Raw genomic sequence first — 19,856 nt, 5'->3', positions numbered from 1 at the left:
AGCAGAGTACGGCAACTTTTGATCTTACTCAGCAAAACGCTGTTATCACTGGAAACGTCGCAGCAACTTCCGTAAGTTATTACACTAGCCTTGCAGATGCGCAGGCGATGACAAATGCGATTGCTACCCCTAGTGCTTTTGAAAACATAACGAATCCGCAAGTGATTTATGCTAGAGCCGTAAACACGGCTAGTAGCTGTGAGAGTAGCACGGTAGTAGATTTTGAGATATTTGTACAACCATTACCATACACTAACTTAACTCAAGAAGGCGGGCAGATTTGTGTAGATGAGATTACAGGCGAAGCGCTTAATCCATTTACCATTGATGGTACGGTGGAGAGTCCGCAGATTGGGGTTACTTATAGTTATGTTTGGACACGTGATGGCGCATTAGTATCGCTAAACCCTGAGGTGACTATTGACGCTGCAGGGACGTATCAAGTGATGATTACCGCTACTTATGGAGATGGAACAAGCTGTGATTATGTAGCAGAAGCGGTGTATAGCGCAGAGAGTGCTCCCGTTTTTGAAGCGGTCGTTGTAGAATCTTCTTTTAACAATAGCGGATTATACACGGTAGAAGTAATTAATGTTACAGGAGCAGATGTCGCTTCAGCATATGAGTTTGCAATTGATGATGGGCCGTTCCAGAGTAGTACTACTTTTACAGGAGTAACTCCAGGAACACACACTGTTTTTGGAAGACTGGCCAGTGGTAACTGTAGTATCTCAGAAGTAGAGATAGGGATAATTGATTACCCACGATTCTTTACACCGAATGCAGATGGTTTCCACGATACATGGAATATCATAGGACTAGGAGTGGCACCAAACTTAAATGCAAAGATTTTTATCTTTGATAGATACGGTAAACTCTTAAAACAGATAAGCCCAGTAGGTGCTGGATGGGACGGTACCTTTAATGGACAACCAATGCCATCAAGCGATTACTGGTTCCGCGTAGAGTTTACAGAAGTTGACGAGCTAGGAACACAAAGAACCGTAAACGGACACTTTACGTTGAAGAGATAAGGAAAGAGCATACATTGATTATAGAAGCCCTCAGTATGTGTTACTGGGGGCTTTTTTGTGTATTGATATTTAGGATAGAAATAATCAGTTATCTGCTAAGCAATCTTAGCGTTTAAACAAGCTTTAGCTCTATGTAATTCTTGGATACCGTTTAATTTTTTGCGTGAGGGATAGCAGTGGTTACCCCGCAGTGTTGTGGAGCGATAGCGGAGCATCACGAAGCGTATAAACGTATAGCCCGGTCACTAGACTTCAAGAATGAAATGAATGAAGGATAGGGGCACGCCCTGAGGTAAAGAAAGTGTGCTATAAAAGTATATAATTGCCTCTGTAGCATATAACTATAGTGTTATTGATTAATCCTCCAGCTCGTCATCTACTTCATCATCACCTACCTCGGGAATATTAAGTGGAGAGTCTGCGGGGATTTTTACAATTTTCCCATTCCAGCGAACACGTTTGAACTCTTGATCTAGATCTACGCCGTATAAGCGATCGAAGATTTTGGTTCTTATAGTGTAGGATAATGCAGCTACTATTGCGATTATGGGTATAATGTATAGCATTTCATTACTATCAGTAAACTTTAAGTCATCGTCTAAAGTGTTATAAATTTGTAATATATACATTGCGATTGGCACTAAAATTGCATGATACCACCAATGTTTACAAGTGAAAAACCATAATAATAATAATAATATAGGCACTAATTTTCCAAAAAGAACCCAAGCCAGCGTTTGAACACTTCCATAGTGGACGCTGTCGTATATTCCAAAAAAAGATTCCCAAGACTGTTGGTCTGGGAATCCTTGATAAGCATAAAATAATAATGGACTACATATAATTAATAGTGCAATTACTGCTCCACTAGATAATACTCTTTTCTTAACCTCGAGTAGGTCGAACGATTTTACTTTTTTCGATTGCTTGTTCTGCATCTTGAGTGTGAACTGTGTACGATAATGCTGTTGCACCAGCGATCACTAGTGCTAAAAATAAAGCTTTAATTTTCATAATTTAGAGTGTTTTGAGTAATGATTTGTTGTTGCAAACATCACCCTAATCTCTCAAATTATTGCTAATTAATTTTTTATGTATATTCGCGCCCGTTTTGAAAAAAAAGGCACCCAGTATTATATATGTACGGTTTAAGGGGTTATCTATTAAATTCTTTAATTTCGTTTAAAGGTTTTAACCTTTGTTTTTTGCCTTTGTTAAAAAAACCTTAAAGAGAAAATTCTTACAATTTAAAATAATCGATTTAACATTTTTTTAACATATCTAATGTAATGTCAATTGTCTTTTATCTGCACTTATTGTGGTAATCGTAATTTTTTGTGCATTTAATGGTAAAAAGGAGGTGACTTTTTCTGGCCATTCAATAAAAACCCAATCTCCTTGAGTTAAATATTCTTCAAAACCGAGATCTAAAGCCTCTTCTTCTTTTTCTAGCCTATAAAAGTCAAAATGGTATAACACTTTGTTATTATCAGAAATATATTCGTTAACAATTGAAAAGGTAGGGCTACTTGCAGTCTCTTGTACGCCTAGTTCTTTTGCAAGCGATTTTACAAGTGTAGTCTTTCCTGCTCCCATTTCTCCATAAAAGAGAAGGATATTACTTTTTGAAGAAGAGATTATTGTTTTTGCAATATGCTCAATTTCAGACAAATTATAAATCATCTGCATTAGTAGGGTATTTAAGGGTGTTGCGAAGATAAGAAAATCTTAAAGTTTTAAGATTTTAAATTATAAAAGTAGACTTTATATGCCTTTAAACGATAATTTCTCCCTTTTCTAGGGAAATATACTTAAATATATAATTATTGGAGTGGTGTCCTTGATTCAAAAAGACAGAAGGAAAAATAATATAAATAGAGTGGTTGTGGTAAGAGGTGTGTAGGTGTAAAATAAAAATCGATGTCAACCTATAAATAGGTTTGGAGAATCTATTAAAAATATATACTCCCTAATTACTAGTTAAAGTGCAAACCCCTAAAATGTAATTTCAAACTAGTTGTTAAACACCGATTTTAATTCTTCTTACTTGTAAGACTATAATTAGTGATGGATTAAACACTAAATAATGTAAGTCCGTTTTTTGATTGATGAACACATAGTTATTTTGTAACTAACTATATTGATGATTAGGAGTGTAAAAGTCAGCTATACTTAAGAGGATATCAAGAGTTGTGTAGGAACATTCATAAATTTTCGCTTGAAATTTATGATTTTTCCCATATTTATGAATCTTCCCTTTAATTCTTCTTTTTTTAAGGGTGTTAATCATAAAATTGAGGGATTTAGTAGTCATGGGATTTAATAATAGGGATATAACTATTAACTTGCATCCCGCTTAAATAAGCTTAAAACCATTTTTAATATATAAGGAGTAAGATTTTTCTTAGAAAATAGTATTCCCAATCGTTTTGTTAATGATTATAAAATCCCATTTATTTATAATATTTTTTCTGTGCTCTTTTTTCTCTATAAGTGCACAAGAGCTTCCATATCTATCAGATATTGCTGTACCTGATTCTATAGCTATAAAAAGTTATCCTGTATTAAGAACTGATTTTTTTGCTCTTTTTAAAGAGAATATTAATTCTGCTGATTCATTAATATTAGAATTACAAGCAAAGGAGCTCATCAAACGAGCTACATTTAGTGATAACAAATCTGACGTAGCGAAGTTTTATTTGACTTTATTAGATCTTAGGAATGCTGATCTTAGTGATAGTGATTTCAGTAATAATTATTATGATTATGATCTATTAGAATATTTACTTCAGTTTACACAAGTTAATGAGCTAAACGCTTCGTATGAAGCAGGTTTGCTTCGGAAAGCAATTAATTTATATAATAATAGCAAAATTAAAGAGGCTCTCACGGTAGCCGAGAAAGCATATAAGTTTTCTGAAAAAACGAACAATATCTCAAATAAGTGGTTGCTTAAGAGATTAATAGGGGGATTTCAAGTTGATTATGGTAATGTAATCACTGGATTGCAAAATTTAAAAGAGGTAGAGTCTATTTATGTAACTGGAAAAGTTAAGGAAATACATATATACAATACAGACTTTTATAATAGAGGTGTACTGGCAGAATTGAGGTATTCAATTGCACGGACATATTTTGAAATTGATAGTCTTGATGAGGCAGATGATTATATTGAAAAAGTTAAGTTATATGCTGAATCAGTAGGGGATAAAGATCATTTAGATTCTTATTTGGGCCTAAAAGCAGGGATACTAATTAAACAAAAAAGATATATAGAAGGTTTAGAAATAACCAATCAATATATTTCTAATGACTATGAAAAAGGAGATGATGAGTTGTCACATTCTTATGCTATGCAGGGTATTGCCTATGAAGGGTTGAATTTAGACGAAAAAGCAACTACTTCTTTCCTTACCGCTGATAGCCTCTTTGTAGTAGCAGGGGCTGATTATTATTTTGATGAACTCAAGTATACATTTAATTATTTACTTAATCATTATAAGAAAGAAGCAAACACAAACAAGCAAATAGAATACCTAAATAAAATGATTTCCTATGAGGAATCAGTAGGTAGTATTAAAGAATCTGTGAGCAACGGTGTATCGACTATGTATACTATCCCAGAGCTTACAGCTGAGAAAGAGTTTTTAATACGTAAGCTAGAAAAGGAAAAGTTCACAAGTAATGCAGGTGTTATTCTATTCTTAATCTTGAGTTGCATAGGAGTCGTCGTAGCGATATTTCAATACAGAAAAAAGCTTATTTATAAAAAGAGGTTTGATAATCTCAAAGTGACACTTGAGAAGCGTTTTAAAAATGAGGTTTCTTCTTCTATAAATACGACTAGTACGTCTGAGACAATTATTAAAAGCTCTTCACCACAATTAAAGTCTACACAAACAGATAAAATTAAAGCTGGTCTCAAAACTTTTGAGGAAACATTAATGTTTACAGAGGAAAATATCACGCTTAAGAGTCTAGCTCTTCAGGTAGGTACTAATTCATCATATCTGTCTAAATACATTAACGACAAGAAATCAGAGAATTTCTCTGTATATATAAATGACTTGCGTATCAATCATATACTTAAATTGCTCTATAGTTCTGAGAAAATAAGATCGTACACAGTGAGTGCTCTAGCAAAAGAGGTTGGTTTTTCTAATCCAAAATCTTTTTCAAACCACTTTAAACGTATTACTGGGCTTTCGGTGACCTATTTTATAAAAAATCTTGAGGATATTAAAGAAGTTTCTGCGAAAGAAAAGGGTGATAGTGTAATAGATTTTTTAGAGCGAATTAATAAAACTGGGTAAGCAGTTTTTACTCCAGTTATATGTCCCGTCCTTAAATAGCGATACACTAAATTCTCCTTTTAAATCTATGGTTGTTTCTATTTTTATAAGTGTACCCTTTAATTTTCAGTTTTTCAAGGGTGTCAATCACAAAATGGAGGAATTTAGTACTCATGAGATTTAATTATAGGGATATAACTATTAACTTGCATCCCGTTTAAATAAGTTTAAAACCATTTTTTTTTATACAAAGGAGTAAGATTTTTCTTAAAAAATAGTGCTCTCAATCGTTTAGTTAATGATTATAAGAACCCCTTTATTTATAATATTTTTTCTGTGCTCTTTGCTCTCCATAAGTGCACAAGAGCTCCCATATCTCTCTGAAATTGCTGTACCAGATTCTATAGCTGTGAAAAGCTACTCTGTATTAAGAACTGAATTTTATGATCTTTCCGTAATAAGTAACTCTTCACTTGATTCGTTAGTACTTGAATTAAAAGGAAAGGAACTTATAAAAAGAGCTACAAAAGATGAAAATAAATTTGATGTGGCAAAGTTTTATTTGACATTAGACAATGCTAGAGGCAGTGATTATGATATACTAGATTATATACTTGAGTATACAAGAGCTAATAAGTTAGATGATAATTATGAGGCAGCTTTGTTGCAAAAAGCTATTGCTCTTTATTATGATGAGCGAATTGAAGAGGCTCTAGCAGTAGCAGAAGAAGCGTATGAATTTTCTAATAAAACTCAGAATATATCCAATAAATGGGTCTTGAAAAACCTAATTGGTACTTTACAAGTTGATTATGGCAATGTATCCACTGGATTGAAAAATTTAAAAGAGGTAGCGTCCATTTATGTAACTGGAGAGGTTCAAACAATACATCCTTATAATACAGATAGTTATAATAGAGATGTGCTCGCGTCAGTGAGATATTCAATTGCAAAGACGTATTTTGAGATTGATAGTCTTGATAAGGCAGATTATTATATTGAGAAAGTTAAGATGTATGCTAACTCAGTAGGGGATAAAGATCATTTCGATTCTTATTTAGGTCTAAAAGGGGCTATTTTGATAAAACAAAAAAGATATATAGAAGGGTTAAACGTAACCCATCAATATATTTCTAATGACCTTAAAAAAAGAGATGATGAGTTATCTCATTCTTTTGCCATGCAAGGAATAGCCTACGAGGGATTAGATTTAACAGAAAAGGCGACTACTTCATTCCTTACTGCTGATAGCCTTTTTGTAGCAGCAGGATCAGATTACTATTTTGATGAGCTCAAGCAAACATTTGATTATTTACTTAATCATTATAAGAATGAAGGAAACACAGATAAGCAAATAGAATACCTAAATAAAATGATTGCCTATGAGAAATCATTAGGTAGTATTAAAGAATCTGTGAGTAACGGTGTCGTGTCTATGTATACTATCCCTGAGCTTACAGCTGAGAAGGAACTTTTAATACATAAGCTAGAAAAGGAAAAGTCAACAAGTAATGCTGGTGTTATTCTATTTATAATCTTGAGCTGCATAGGAGTTATTGTAGCGATATTTCAATACAGAAAAAGGCTTATTTATAAAAAGAGGTTTGATAATCTCAAAGTGGCGCTTGAGAAGCGTATTAAAAATGAGGTGTCATCTCCTATAAATACTACTAGCAAGACTGAGGCAACTATTAAAAGTTCTCCACCACAATTAAAGTCTACGGAAACAGATAAAATTAAAGCTGGTCTCAAAACTTTTGAGGACACATTAATGTTTACAGAGGAAAATATCACGCTTAAGAGTCTAGCTCTCCAAGTAGGTACTAATTCTTCATATCTATCTAAGTATATTAATGATAAGAAATCAGAGAATTTCTCTGTTTATATCAATGACTTGCGTATTAATCATGTACTCAAACTGCTCTATAGTTCTGAGAAAATAAGAACGTACACAGTGAGTGCTCTAGCCAAAGAGGTTGGTTTTTCTAATTCAAAATCTTTTTCAAACCACTTTAAACGTATTACGGGGCTTTCGGTGACTTACTTTGTAAAAAATCTTGAGGATATTAAAGAGCCTTCTGCGAAAGAAAAGGATGATAATGTGATTGATTTTTTAGAGCGAATTAATAAAACGGGTTAAGCAGCTCTTTGAGTTTATATACAAACATAAAAAAAACCACAGCTTGTATTGCTGTGGTTTTTTTGTTTGTGGTCACGCTTTCGCGAAAGCGTAACATTTCTATTTAGGTTCAAGCACCACAAAAGGGATCACCATTTCTTCAAGGCTTACGCCTCCATGCTGGTATGTATTTCTGTAATAACTTACGTAGTGATTAAAATTATTAGGATACGCAAAGAATAAATCTCCTTTTGCAAATATGAATGAGCTACTCATATTAATAGTAGGTAGGTGTATCGTGCGAGGATCTTCGGCAGCGAGTACGTCTTTATTTTCATACGTGAGACTTCTTCCTGTTTTATAACGCAGGTTGAGACTTGTATTCTTATCACCAATAACTTTAGATGGATTTTTGACATTAATAGTGCCATGATCTGTAGTAAGTATAAGCTTCATACCTAGCTCTTGCGCTTGCTGTATCATCGTGAGTAACGGTGAGTTTTTAAACCAACTCTCTGTAAGTGATCTGTATGCCTTGTCATTACTAGCGAGTTCTTTAATTACTTCCATTTCTGTCTTAGAGTGAGAAAGCATATCTACAAAATTGTAAACGACTACCGTAAGGTCATTATTTTTTTGAGATTTAAAATTATCGGCAAGTTTTTTACCATTTTTCAAGTTGGTGATTTTGTGATATTCCCAATTTAAGTCTAGACGTAGTCTTTTAAGTTGTGCCTCTAGAAAATCTGCCTCGTGCATATTTTTTCCTCCCTCATCTGTATCATCAAGCCATAAATCTGGATGTTTCTTTTTCATTTCTTCTGGCATGAGTCCAGAAAAAATAGCATTACGAGCATACTGCGTTGCCGTAGGTAAGATGCTGTAATAAGGCTCTTCTTGTACTTTTTTATAATGCGCATTAAGGTGCGGCTCAAAAGCCTTCCATTGATCATAGCGCATGTTATCTATGACAATGAATAGGGTAGGGCTACCTTTTTTAAGATGTGGCTGTACCTTGTCTTTAAATAAGGTGTGAGACATCGTAGGTCCCTCATAGCCGTTAAACCAATCTGGGTAATTTTTATCAATAAATTTACAAAACTGATTATTTGCTTCAGATTTTTGAGATTCTAATATCTCAAACATTCCAGTATCTTCTATCCCCTCAAGCTCCATCTCCCAGTAAATAAGCTTTTGGTACAGCTCAGACCATTCTTCAAAACTATTAACCATAGATAAATCCATGGCAATCTTGCGGAATTCTTGCTGGTAAGAAGAGGTGGTTTTCTGACTTATTAATCTACTATGATCAAGATTTTTCTTCAAACTCAGTAATATCTGGTTAGGATTTACTGGTTTAATGAGGTAGTCTACTATTTTAGAGCCTATAGCTTCCTCCATAATATACTCTTCTTCACTTTTAGTAATCATAACAACAGGAACATTTTCCCGTTTATTCTTGATTTCGCTTAAAGTTTCTAGACCCGATAGGCCTGGCATATTTTCATCAAGAAAAATGATATCAAAGTTTTGTTCATCAATCATTTCTACGGCTTCGGCGCCATTATCACAAGTAGTTACGCTATAATTCTTTTTCTCAAGAAATAAAATATGTGGTTTAAGTAAGTCAATTTCGTCATCTACCCAAAGTATTTGTATGTTGCTCATATAATTAGTTAAGTATGTTAGTTTTTAAGAGGCTCCTTGTTTGCAAGGCGAAACCTTATATTTGTAAGTAATACGCTTTCGCGAAAGCATAAAAAATAGAAATCCAAAATTTTTAATATTGAGGTCTCCCAAAGTTACAATTATTAACGACCCTATTTATGGGTTTATTACTATACCTAATGGTGTGGTCTTTGATTTGATACAGCACAAATACTTTCAGAGACTTCGTCGCATCACGCAGATGGGATTGTCATATCTTGTATATCCTGGAGCGCATCACACGCGTTTTCAGCACGCGATAGGATGTCTTGGTGTTATGCAAAAAGCTATCAAAGTCCTTGAAGACAAAGGCGTTGAGATATCAAAAGAGGAAAAAGAAGGCGTGTTTATTGCAATCTTACTTCATGATATAGGTCACGGTCCTTTCTCTCATGCTATGGAACATAGTATTGTAGAAGGTGTAAGTCATGAGCATATTTCTCTCTTATTTATGGAGGCTCTTAATGCGGAGTTTAACGGAAGTTTAACGCTGGCTATTGAGATTTTTAAAGGGTCTTATCATCGCTCTTTTTTAAATCAGCTGGTTTCTGGTCAGCTAGATATGGATCGTACAGACTATTTAAAACGTGATAGTTTTTATACGGGAATGGCAGAGGGTAACATTAATACAGAACGTATAGTTGCGATGCTTAACGTGATGGATGATAAACTTGTAGTAGAAGAAAAAGGTGTCTATACTGTAGAGAAATTTCTTGTCGCTAGAAGGCTTATGTACTGGCAAGTGTACCTACATAAAACAGGTATTGTTGCAGAACAATTGATTACAAGAGTACTCAAGCGTGCAAAAGAACTCTCTCATAACGGAGTTGTACTATCATCAAATAAAGCATTGCAGTATTTTTTACAGCATAGAATTGATAGCGATACCATTAAAAATAGCCTTGATACGTTTGCTCAGCTAGACGATTATGATATTATTTCTGCTATGAAAGAATGGTGTTTTAATGAAGATTTTGTGCTTTCTGAGTTATCTAAGGCGATAATAAATAGAGATCTTTTAAATGTAAAAATTAAAAAGAAACCTTTTGCAGCGTCTAAGCTTGAGCAACATAAGTCCTTATTAATGGAGGAGTTTAATATTACTGAGCATGAGGCATCATACTTTGTGTTTACAGGGACTATATCAAACCAAGCTTATAATTATGAGAAGGGTGGAATCAATATTCTTCTCAATAGTGGGAAGATTGTAGATGTGGTAAAAGCAAGTGATCAATTAAGTTTAAAGTCACTTACAAAAGAAGTAGTTAAAAACTATCTCTGTTACCCAAAACCTAAACGTTAATTTTTCCTATTTTTGTCATCCATGAAATTTACCGCAAACCAAATCGCAGGAATACTAGAAGGAACTATAGAAGGTAACCCGGATGTAGAAGTATCGAAGCTTGCAAAAATAGAAGAAGGAATCCCAGGATCATTAACTTTCCTAGCAAATCCTAAGTATACATCATTTATATATACTACAGAGGCAAGTATTGCCATAGTAGGAAATGATTTTGAAGCAGAACAACCCGTTAAGCCTACGCTTATACGAGTAGAGGATGCTTATAAGTCATTTTCAAAATTACTTGAGTATTATAATCAAGTAAAACTTAATAAATCTGGAATAGAGCAGCCTTGCTTTATATCTGAAACAGCTACTTATGGAGACGGTCTTTATCTAGGTGCTTTTTCATACCTAGGAGAGAATGTAACTATAGGCAATAATGTAAAAATTTATCCTAATGTTTATATAGGGGATAATGTTACTATAGGAGATAACTGTGTACTCTTTGCAGGATCAAAAGTATATTCTGACTGTGTTATAGGTAACACGGTTTATATACACAGTGGTGCTATTGTAGGTGCAGATGGTTTTGGCTTTACTCCAAATGAAAAAGGAGAATATAGCAAAGTACCTCAAACTGGGAATGTAATTATAGAAGATCACGTAGATATAGGAGCAGGAACTACAATAGATCGTGCAACATTAGGGTCTACTGTGATTAGAACAGGTGTTAAACTTGATAACCAGATTCAGATTGCACATAATGTTGAGATAGGGTCTCATACAGCTATTGCTGCACAGACTGGTATTGCTGGTTCTACAAAAATAGGAAAGCATTGCCTTATAGGTGGGCAAGTAGGTATCTCTGGACACTTAACTATAGGTGATAATGTGCGTATACAAGCACAATCTGGAATAGGAAGAAATATAAAGGATAATGAAGTGCTGCAGGGATCTCCATCATTTAATTATTCTGATTGGAATCGTTCATACGTACACTTTAAAAATTTACCAAAAATTGTACAAACGGTAAACGAATTAAAAAAACAACAAAATAATGAGTAACGCTAAAGCACAACAACGTACGATAGCTAAAGAAATAAGCTTAAAAGGTGTAGGTCTGCACACAGGTGCAGATGTACTTATGACCTTTAAGCCAGCTCCAGAGAATCACGGGTATAAATTTAAACGCCTTGATCTTGAAGGAGAGCCAGTACTAAATGCAGATGCTTCTCTTGTAACTAATACACAACGAGGAACAAACCTTGAAAGAAACGGCGTTTCTATTCAGACCACAGAGCACGTACTTGCTGCTTGCGTAGGACTTGAAATAGATAACCTTCTTATAGAGCTCAATGCTTCTGAGCCTCCTATAATGGATGGTTCTTCAAAGTTTTTTGTAGAAGCACTAGAAGAAGCAGGGATCTTAGAACAAGAGGCTATACGAGATGAATATATCGTTAAAGATATTATCACTTTTCTAGATGAAGAGTCTGGGAGTGAAATCATTTTAATGCCGGCAGATGAGTATCAAGTAACCACTATGGTAGACTTTGGTACTAAAGTGCTGGGTACTCAAAATGCAAGCATACAGCACATCTCACAGTTTAAAGAAGAAATATCAGATAGTAGAACATTTAGTTTTTTACATGAGATAGAGATGTTGCTTGAGCACGGCCTCATTAAAGGAGGAGATCTCAATAATGCGATTGTATACGTAGACAAGGAATTATCTCCTAGTACAATGGAAAAGTTGAAGGTAGCCTTTAATAAAGATGATATTGCTGTTAAGCCTAACGGCATACTAGATAACCTTACTCTGCACCATGCTAATGAAGCAGCGCGTCACAAATTACTTGACGTGATAGGAGACTTAGCACTAGCAGGTACAAGAATACGTGGTAAAATCATTGCAAATAAGCCTGGACACTTTGTAAACACACAGTTTGCAAAGAAGCTTCAGAAAATTATTAAGAATGAGCGTCGTAATTATGTTCCAGATGTAGATCTACATGCAACTCCTGTAAAGGATGTAAATCAAATCATGGAGATGTTACCACACAGACCTCCATTCTTGCTCGTAGATAAGATTTTAGAGCTTACAAAAGAGCATGTGATAGGAGTGAAGAATGTAACAATGAATGAGCCATTCTTTGTGGGTCATTTTCCTGGATCTCCGGTAATGCCTGGCGTACTTCAAATTGAAGCAATGGCTCAAACGGGAGGTATTTTAGTTTTAAGTACCGTTCCAGATCCAGAAAACTATCTAACTTATTTACTTAAAATAGATAAAGTAAGATATAAGCATCAGGTAGTACCTGGTGATACACTTATTTTCAAATTAGACCTAATGTCACCTATACGTAGAGGAATCTGCCAGATGCAAGCTCGCGCTTATGCAAATGGTAAACTTGTCTCAGAAGCCGAAATAATGGCACAAATAGTAAAAGTAAAAAATCTCTAGTATGAATCAGCCATTAGCATATGTGCACCCAGGTGCAAAAATTGCAAAGAATGTAGTTATAGAACCATTTACAACGATACATAATAATGTTGTAATAGGTGAGGGTAGCTGGATAGGGTCTAATGTGACCATTATGGAAGGTGCTCGCATAGGGAAGAACGTAAGTATCTTTCCAGGCGCAGTAATCTCTGCAGTGCCACAAGATAAAAAGTTTAATGACGAGGATACCGTTACAATCATAGGTGATAACACAACCATACGTGAGTGTGTGACTATTAATCGTGGTACCTCAGATCGTATGAAAACTCAGGTAGGAAACAATTGTTGGATTATGGCATATTGCCATATTGCTCATGATTGCATCGTAGGTGATAATTGTATTTTTTCTAATAACAGTACGCTTGCTGGGCACATTACAGTAGGTGATTACGTAGTACTAGCTGGTATGGCTGCTATACAGCAATTCTGTACGATAGGGAGCCATGCTTTTGTAACTGGTGGGTCACTAGTGCGTAAGGATGTGCCACCTTTTGTAAAGGCTGGTCGTGAGCCATTGAGCTATGTAGGGATTAACTCTATAGGACTACGTCGTCGCGGATTTACAACAGAAAAAATACGTGAGATTCAGGATATATTCCGCATCTTGTATCAGAAAAATTATAATAACTCTCAGGCTGTTGCGATTATAGAAGCAGAGATGGAAGCTACTCAAGAACGTGATGAGATATTGCAATTTATACGTAATTCTCAACGCGGTATTATGAAAGGATACTTCAATTCATAAGTTTTCTTTTACGCTTTCGCGAAAATTTGACAACATCACATTCATGCTTTTACCTAACATAAGGTGAGCTGAGAAATCCATAAAACGGAGAGATTGATAATCTTTTCATATTTTCGCGAAAGCGAGATTAACTTTTAATTAAATAAGAATTCTGCATTTGCAGAAACTTGACACTATATATGGCAACAACATCAGACATACGCAACGGACTTTGTATACACTACAATCACGATATTTATAAAATCATCGAATTTTTACACGTAAAGCCAGGTAAAGGCCCAGCATTTGTAAGAACAAAAATGAAAAGTGTTACCTCTGGAAAAGTATTAGATAATACATTTTCTGCAGGACATAAGATTGAAGAAGTGCGTGTAGAGACGCATAAATTTCAGTTTTTATATAATGATGCAGAAGGCTATCACTTTATGAATACAGAAGACTATACGCAAATCGCTTTACAAGAGACTGCGCTAGATCGCTCTAATTTATTGAAAGAAGGAGAGGTTGTTACTGTGTTAATTAATACAGAAGATAATGCACCACTTTCTGTAGATATGCCAGCATCTGTAATTCTTGAAGTAACGCACACAGAACCTGGTGTTAAAGGAAATACGGCTACTAATGCGACAAAGCCAGCAACTGTTGAGACAGGAGCAGAAGTAAACGTTCCTTTGTTTATCAATGAAGGAGATAAGATAAAAATAGAGACCGAAAAAGGGACCTATAAAGAGCGCGTTAAGGAATAGATAATTTACCCATTAACTTATTATATAAATCCCGTCAAATGACGGGATTTTCTTTTATATTCGTAATCGTGAAATTTAAAAAACAACATACGCTTCAAGATATTGCAAGTCTTCTTAATGTCACTTTTGTGGGTGATCCTTTGTTTCCAGTTTTGGGTATGAATGAGATCCATGTGGTAACACCAGGAGATATTGTATTTGTAGATCATCCTAAGTATTATGACAAGGCGCTACAAAGTGCTGCGACTATTGTACTTATTAACAAAGAAGTAGCTTGCCCAGAAGGTAAAGCGCTTTTAATATCTGATGATCCCTTTAGAGACTTTAATAAGCTTACAGATCACTTTAAACCATTTAAAAGTGCAGCAGCTGCCATAGCAGAGACGGCAATCATAGGTCAGGGAACCGTTATACAGCCTAATGTCTTTGTTGGCAATAACGTGGTTATAGGTGATAACTGTACCATACACCCTAATGTATGTCTATATGACAATACGATTATAGGTGATAACGTTACTATACACGCAGGAAGCATACTAGGTGCAGACGCATTTTATTATAAAAAACGTCCAGAAGGTTTTGATAAACTTAAATCTGGTGGTCGTGTTGTAATAGAAGATAATGTAGATATAGGAGCTGGGACAACTATAGATAAAGGGGTTACTGGAGATACAACGATAGGTAAAGGAACTAAGATTGATAACCAAGTTCACGTAGGTCATGATACTGTAATAGGAGAACGCGTTTTAATCGCGGCTCAAACTACCATAGCTGGTTGTGTTGTCATAGAGGACGAAGTGACTTTATGGGGTCAGGTAGGAGTTACTAGTGGTATATCTATAGGGAAGAAGGCTATCATATCTGCACAAAGTGGTGTGAGTAAGTCCCTAGAAGGAGAAAAGAGTTATTTTGGATCACCAGCAGGTGATTTCAGAACAAAATATAAAGAGCTTGCAGCGTTAAGACAAGTGCAAGAATTATTAGAAAAACTAAAGCAACAATAATGGCTAAGAGTAATAAGAAAATCGTAAAAGAGTTTTATAGCTCAGACTTTTTTAATGACACAACTGCTTTTGATGAGTATATTCATCCTGATATGCAGCTTTTTTGGAATGCAAAAACAGGCTACAATCACATGGAAATAGCAGGCTTAAAAGAAATGGCAGCAGAGGCTGGTAAATCTTTTGATGCGGTACGTCCAGAGATTACACACCTTCTTTCTAAAGAGGATCAGGTAGTGATAAGGTTCACTTATTTTGTAACTACGATCGAGCAACCAGATACAGAGCAACCTATGGCACACTTTATGGCTATATGGGAAATGAAGGATGGTTTGATGTACAGAGGGTACCAAATGAGCCAACCAGCTGAAGAAGCAAAAGAGAGCATGAAATCTTGGAAGTAAATTTCATTGTTTTTACTTCATAATACTTAACCAAACTGTTACTTTTGCAGTGCAAAATTTTAAAACAAACCGATGAGCGTTTTAGTTAATAAAGATTCGAAAATAATTGTTCAAGGATTCACAGGTAGCGAGGGAACTTTCCACGCGGGCCAGATGATTGATTATGGAACAAACGTAGTAGGTGGTGTAACTCCAGGAAAAGGAGGACAAACACATCTTGATAAGCCTGTTTTTAATACCGTTCAAGAAGCAGTAGAAAAAGTAGGAGCAGATACTACTATTATTTTTGTACCGCCAGCATTTGCTGCAGATGCAATTATGGAAGCTGCAGATGCAGGAATCAAAGTGATTATCACAATTACAGAAGGTATTCCTGTTGCAGATATGATCAAAGCATCAGACTATATCTCTACAAAAGAGTGTCGCCTTATAGGACCTAACTGTCCAGGTGTTATTACTCCAGGTGAGGCAAAAGTAGGTATCATGCCAGGTTTTGTATTTAAGAAAGGAACTGTAGGTATTGTTTCAAAATCTGGAACACTTACGTATGAAGCGGCAGATCAGGTTGTAAAACAAGGTCTTGGTATTACTACAGCAATCGGTATTGGAGGAGATCCTATTATAGGAACTACTACAAAAGAAGCAGTAGAGATGCTTATTAATGATCCTGAAACAGAAGCTGTTGTAATGATAGGTGAGATAGGTGGTCAACTAGAAGGTGACGCTGCAAAGTGGTACAAAGAAAGCGGTAGCAAGAAGCCAGTAATAGGTTTTATCGCAGGTGAGACTGCACCAGCAGGACGTACTATGGGTCATGCAGGAGCAATTGTAGGTGGATCTGATGATACAGCTCAAGCTAAAAAAGCAATAATGAGAGAATGTGGTATTCACGTTGTGGATAGCCCAGCAGAAATAGGTAAAAAAGTTGCCGAAGTTTTAGGTAAATAATTTTACGATACATTATAAAGAAACCTCCTTTTTTAGGGAGGTTTTTTTGTTTCTAGTCGGTGTCGTAATTCTTATATTTGAGTAAGTAAATTTAGCGATGTACGCTTTCGCGAAAGCGTGACGATACAACCTAATATTTAAACTAATTAGATCAATAAAAATAACCTCAGACAGTAATTATAATAGGTTAACTGTCTATTCATAGCATTTAATATGAAATTATTAGAAGGAAAAACAGCTATCATCACTGGTGCTAGCCGTGGAATAGGAAAAGGAATCGCAGAAGTATTTGCTCAACATGGAGCAAATGTTGCTTTTACATACAGTTCATCATCTGCCGCGGCAGATGAACTAGAGAAAAGTCTAGAGAGTACAGGAGTAAAAATCAAAGGATATAAAAGTAATGCAGCAGATTTTGAGCAGGCTCAAGAGCTTGTGAAGAACGTGCTTGAAGATTTTGGAACTATTGATATTCTTGTAAATAATGCAGGTATTACAAAGGATAATCTCCTTATGCGTATGTCTGAAGAGGATTTTGATAAAGTCATAGAGGTAAACCTTAAGTCTATTTTTAATATGACTAAAGCAGTGCAGCGCACAATGCTTAAAGCTCGCAAAGGAAGTATCATCAACATGAGCTCTGTAGTAGGAGTAAAAGGAAATGCTGGTCAAGCAAACTATGCTGCCTCAAAGGCTGGAATGATAGGTTTCTCTAAGTCTATGGCACTTGAGCTAGGTTCTCGTAACATACGTACAAACGTGATTGCTCCTGGATTTATCGAGACTGAGATGACAGGTAAGCTTGATGAAGCTACTGTAGATGGATGGAGACAGTCTATACCATTAAAACGCGGTGGAAGCCCAGAAGATATTGCAAACGCTTGCGTATTTCTTGCTAGTGATATGAGTGCATATATCACAGGTCAAGTTATTAATGTAGACGGAGGAATGCTGACGTAATTTACGAGTTACGTGACTATTGCCCATGCTCAATATATTTGAGATAAGAACAACCACAACATTTGCAAACAGAAACATTATTATTAATTATTGGAGCTGCTATTCTCGCCTTGGGAATAGCGGTTTTTCAGTATTTTTATAAGGCAAAATATAAGACCAGCCGGAATAAAGTTTATGCGCTTATAAGGTTTTTAAGCGTTTTTGGATTGCTTATTATTTTAATTAATCCTTCTTATAAACAAGTTACATATGTTACCGTAAAACCATCACTAGCGGTAGCTGTAGATAATACGGCAAGTATTAAACACTTGGAATATGATGATGAGAGTAGTGATTTAGTATCACGCTTTCGCGAAAGCGAACCTTTAAACAATGCTTTTGACGTACAGTTTTATAGTTTTGGTCAAGAATTTAAACGTTTAGATACTTTAGATTTTCAAGAAAAGCAGACTAACATTTCTAATGTTCTTCATAGTCTTGAAGACATTTATGGTACAGAAATAGCACCAGTTATCTTACTCACCGATGGAAACCAAACCTATGGTGAGGCTTATCAATACACCTCAAAAAACCTCAATCAGCAGATATATCCTGTAGTTCTAGGAGATACAATTACATACGATGATCTTAAATTAGGGCAGGTAAACGTAAATAGATATGCGTATATTAATAATAAGTTTCCGGTAGAGATTTTTGCCTCTTATAACGGCAACAATACTGTAAGCTCACAATTAACGGTTACTTCAGGAGGGACAGTAGTACATTCTGAGCGAGTTACTTTTAGTCCAGAAAAAGAATCACAGGTTTTCAATTTACTACTACCTGCAACGAGTGTAGGAGTTAGGCAATATGCTATACAGCTTGCTCCTATTACGTCAGAAAAAAACACAAAAAATAATAGTAAGAACTTTGCGATAGAAGTTATCGATCAAAAAACGAATGTTCTTATAGTAAGTAACATCGTTCATCCAGATGTGGGCATGCTTAAAAAGAGTATAGAGAGTAACAGACTACGCACGGTTACTTTTTCAAACCCTCTAGAAAGTATAAGTAAGCTCAATGACTATGAGCTAGTAATATTGTATCAGCCAGATGCACGTTTCAAGAATGTTTATGAGCAACTTACTTCGCTATCCAAAAATAGTATTATAGTCGCTGGCGCAAATACAGATTGGAATGCTGTAAATACCTTCCAGAATACCATTAATCAAGAAATCACTGGACAGCAAGAGGAAGTACAAGGCGAACTCAACGTGAATTTCTCTGCTTTTGTGATAGAAGATATAGGCTTTGCTGACTTTCCGCCGTTAAAGACAAGCTTTGGTGACGTTAATTTTAAGACAGAAGTAGATGTTGCACTGACCCAGACTATAGGATCTTTAAATACAGAAAATCCACTTATAGCAACTACTGATACAAATGGACAGCGCGAAGTATACATTCTAGGAGAAGGCTTGTGGCGATGGAGAGCACAGAGTTTTATTAATAATAACAGCTTTGAAGATTTTGACAACTTTATTGATAATCTTGTGCAATATGCAGCATCAAATAAGAAAAAGAGTCGTCTTAATATAGATTATGAGTCTTTTTATTACGGCAATGGTGATGTTACATTGTATGCGCAGTACTTTGATAAAAATTACACCTTTGATACACGAGCACGTTTATCCATACGTGTAGTCCATGCAGAGACGGGTAAAGTAACAGATATACCGTTATTGCTTAAAAAAAATACATATCAGGTTGCGATGAATAATCTAGAGCCGGGTAATTACAAGTTTACCGTGTCGGTTATAGATCAAGGACTCGCTCGATCTGGTAGTTTTACAATAGTTCCTTTTGAGATAGAACAACAATTCTTAAATGCAAATGTAACAGAACTACGTACTCTAGCGTCTAATACCGTAGCAGCCCTTTATACGAGCGCAACAGGAGACCAACTTATTGAAGATCTTTTGAAAGATACTCGATACAAACCTGTACAGAAAAGCACGGAAAAAATCGTACCTTTAATAGATTGGAAATGGTTATTATTTATAATAGCCTTACTACTTTCTATTGAGTGGTTTATGCGCAAGTATAACGGACTCACGTAAATAAAAATCAAAAAAT

16 protein-coding genes are annotated in these 19,856 nt (G+C 35.4%); 13 read left to right on the top strand and 3 right to left on the bottom strand.

The window, feature by feature from the left end; genetic code table 11:
• Positions 1 to 1,034, top strand: a 1,034-nt coding sequence (locus ACJJVW_RS15475) for a T9SS type B sorting domain-containing protein (RefSeq protein ID WP_405253032.1), incomplete at its 5' end; no start/stop codon positions are given.
• A gap of 356 nt (positions 1,035 to 1,390) precedes the next feature.
• On the opposite strand, the gene ACJJVW_RS15470 is transcribed toward ACJJVW_RS15475, so the two are convergent.
• Entirely contained in the window at positions 1,391 to 1,972 is a 582-nt protein-coding gene (locus tag ACJJVW_RS15470; RefSeq protein WP_405253030.1) for a hypothetical protein, read from the bottom strand.
• Between the two features lie 343 nt (positions 1,973 to 2,315).
• Positions 2,316 to 2,717, bottom strand: a complete 402-nt coding sequence (gene tsaE, locus ACJJVW_RS15465) for a tRNA (adenosine(37)-N6)-threonylcarbamoyltransferase complex ATPase subunit type 1 TsaE (RefSeq protein ID WP_405253028.1) — start codon at positions 2,715 to 2,717, stop codon at positions 2,316 to 2,318.
• Between the two features lie 752 nt (positions 2,718 to 3,469).
• Between tsaE and ACJJVW_RS15460 the strand changes: the two genes are divergently transcribed.
• A complete protein-coding gene (locus tag ACJJVW_RS15460) occupies positions 3,470 to 5,347 on the top strand; it encodes a helix-turn-helix domain-containing protein (protein ID WP_405253026.1) in 1,878 nt (625 codons plus the stop codon).
• Between the two features lie 277 nt (positions 5,348 to 5,624).
• A complete protein-coding gene (locus ACJJVW_RS15455; protein WP_405253024.1) occupies positions 5,625 to 7,466 on the top strand; it encodes a helix-turn-helix domain-containing protein in 1,842 nt (613 codons plus the stop codon).
• A gap of 99 nt (positions 7,467 to 7,565) precedes the next feature.
• Here the strand turns inward: ACJJVW_RS15455 and ACJJVW_RS15450 are convergent, their stop codons facing one another.
• Positions 7,566 to 9,113 carry a PglZ domain-containing protein gene (locus ACJJVW_RS15450; protein ID WP_405253022.1) on the bottom strand — a complete coding sequence of 516 codons (1,548 nt, stop codon included), beginning with the start codon at positions 9,111 to 9,113 and terminating at the stop codon, positions 7,566 to 7,568.
• Positions 9,114 to 9,231: 118 nt separating this feature from the next.
• On the opposite strand from ACJJVW_RS15450, the gene ACJJVW_RS15445 reads away from it, so the two are divergent.
• The 10 genes from ACJJVW_RS15445 (at position 9,232) to ACJJVW_RS15400 (ending at position 19,840) form a co-directional block, all read left to right on the top strand.
• Complete coding sequence (locus ACJJVW_RS15445) at positions 9,232 to 10,455, top strand: HD domain-containing protein (protein WP_379953223.1); 1,224 nt, start codon at positions 9,232 to 9,234, stop codon at positions 10,453 to 10,455.
• A 21-nt stretch (positions 10,456 to 10,476) separates the two neighbouring features.
• On the top strand, positions 10,477 to 11,502 hold the full coding sequence (gene lpxD, locus ACJJVW_RS15440) for a UDP-3-O-(3-hydroxymyristoyl)glucosamine N-acyltransferase (RefSeq protein ID WP_298325429.1): 1,026 nt from the start codon (positions 10,477 to 10,479) through the stop codon (positions 11,500 to 11,502).
• A complete protein-coding gene (locus ACJJVW_RS15435; protein ID WP_298325426.1) occupies positions 11,495 to 12,901 on the top strand; it encodes a bifunctional UDP-3-O-[3-hydroxymyristoyl] N-acetylglucosamine deacetylase/3-hydroxyacyl-ACP dehydratase in 1,407 nt (468 codons plus the stop codon). The genes lpxD and ACJJVW_RS15435 overlap by 8 nt, the downstream gene beginning before the upstream one ends.
• Position 12,902: 1 nt before the next feature.
• Complete coding sequence (lpxA, locus tag ACJJVW_RS15430) at positions 12,903 to 13,685, top strand: acyl-ACP--UDP-N-acetylglucosamine O-acyltransferase (protein ID WP_013752029.1); 783 nt, start codon at positions 12,903 to 12,905, stop codon at positions 13,683 to 13,685.
• Positions 13,686 to 13,864: 179 nt separating this feature from the next.
• A complete protein-coding gene (gene efp, locus ACJJVW_RS15425; RefSeq protein WP_298325419.1) occupies positions 13,865 to 14,431 on the top strand; it encodes an elongation factor P in 567 nt (188 codons plus the stop codon).
• Positions 14,432 to 14,499: 68 nt separating this feature from the next.
• The gene (locus ACJJVW_RS15420) at positions 14,500 to 15,435 is read left to right on the top strand and encodes a UDP-3-O-(3-hydroxymyristoyl)glucosamine N-acyltransferase (protein ID WP_298325416.1); all 936 of its coding nucleotides are present in this window, start codon (positions 14,500 to 14,502) and stop codon (positions 15,433 to 15,435) included.
• Entirely contained in the window at positions 15,435 to 15,836 is a 402-nt protein-coding gene (locus ACJJVW_RS15415) for a nuclear transport factor 2 family protein (RefSeq protein WP_013752032.1), read from the top strand. Before ACJJVW_RS15420 ends, ACJJVW_RS15415 begins: the two co-directional genes overlap by 1 nt.
• 72 nt (positions 15,837 to 15,908) lie before the next feature.
• On the top strand, positions 15,909 to 16,784 hold the full coding sequence (gene sucD, locus ACJJVW_RS15410) for a succinate--CoA ligase subunit alpha (protein WP_108878946.1): 876 nt from the start codon (positions 15,909 to 15,911) through the stop codon (positions 16,782 to 16,784).
• A gap of 213 nt (positions 16,785 to 16,997) precedes the next feature.
• Positions 16,998 to 17,744 carry a 3-oxoacyl-[acyl-carrier-protein] reductase gene (fabG, locus tag ACJJVW_RS15405; RefSeq protein ID WP_405253020.1) on the top strand — a complete coding sequence of 249 codons (747 nt, stop codon included), beginning with the start codon at positions 16,998 to 17,000 and terminating at the stop codon, positions 17,742 to 17,744.
• A 62-nt stretch (positions 17,745 to 17,806) separates the two neighbouring features.
• On the top strand, positions 17,807 to 19,840 hold the full coding sequence (locus ACJJVW_RS15400; RefSeq protein WP_339844179.1) for a VWA domain-containing protein: 2,034 nt from the start codon (positions 17,807 to 17,809) through the stop codon (positions 19,838 to 19,840).
• Positions 19,841 to 19,856 lie beyond the last annotated feature (16 nt).

This window comes from Dokdonia sp. Asnod3-C12 (genome assembly GCF_045063975.1).
Classification (GTDB): Bacteria; Bacteroidota; Bacteroidia; order Flavobacteriales; family Flavobacteriaceae; genus Dokdonia.
The sequence above is the reverse complement of the archived record's forward strand: the minus strand, read 5'-3'. Positions and strand labels throughout refer to the sequence as shown.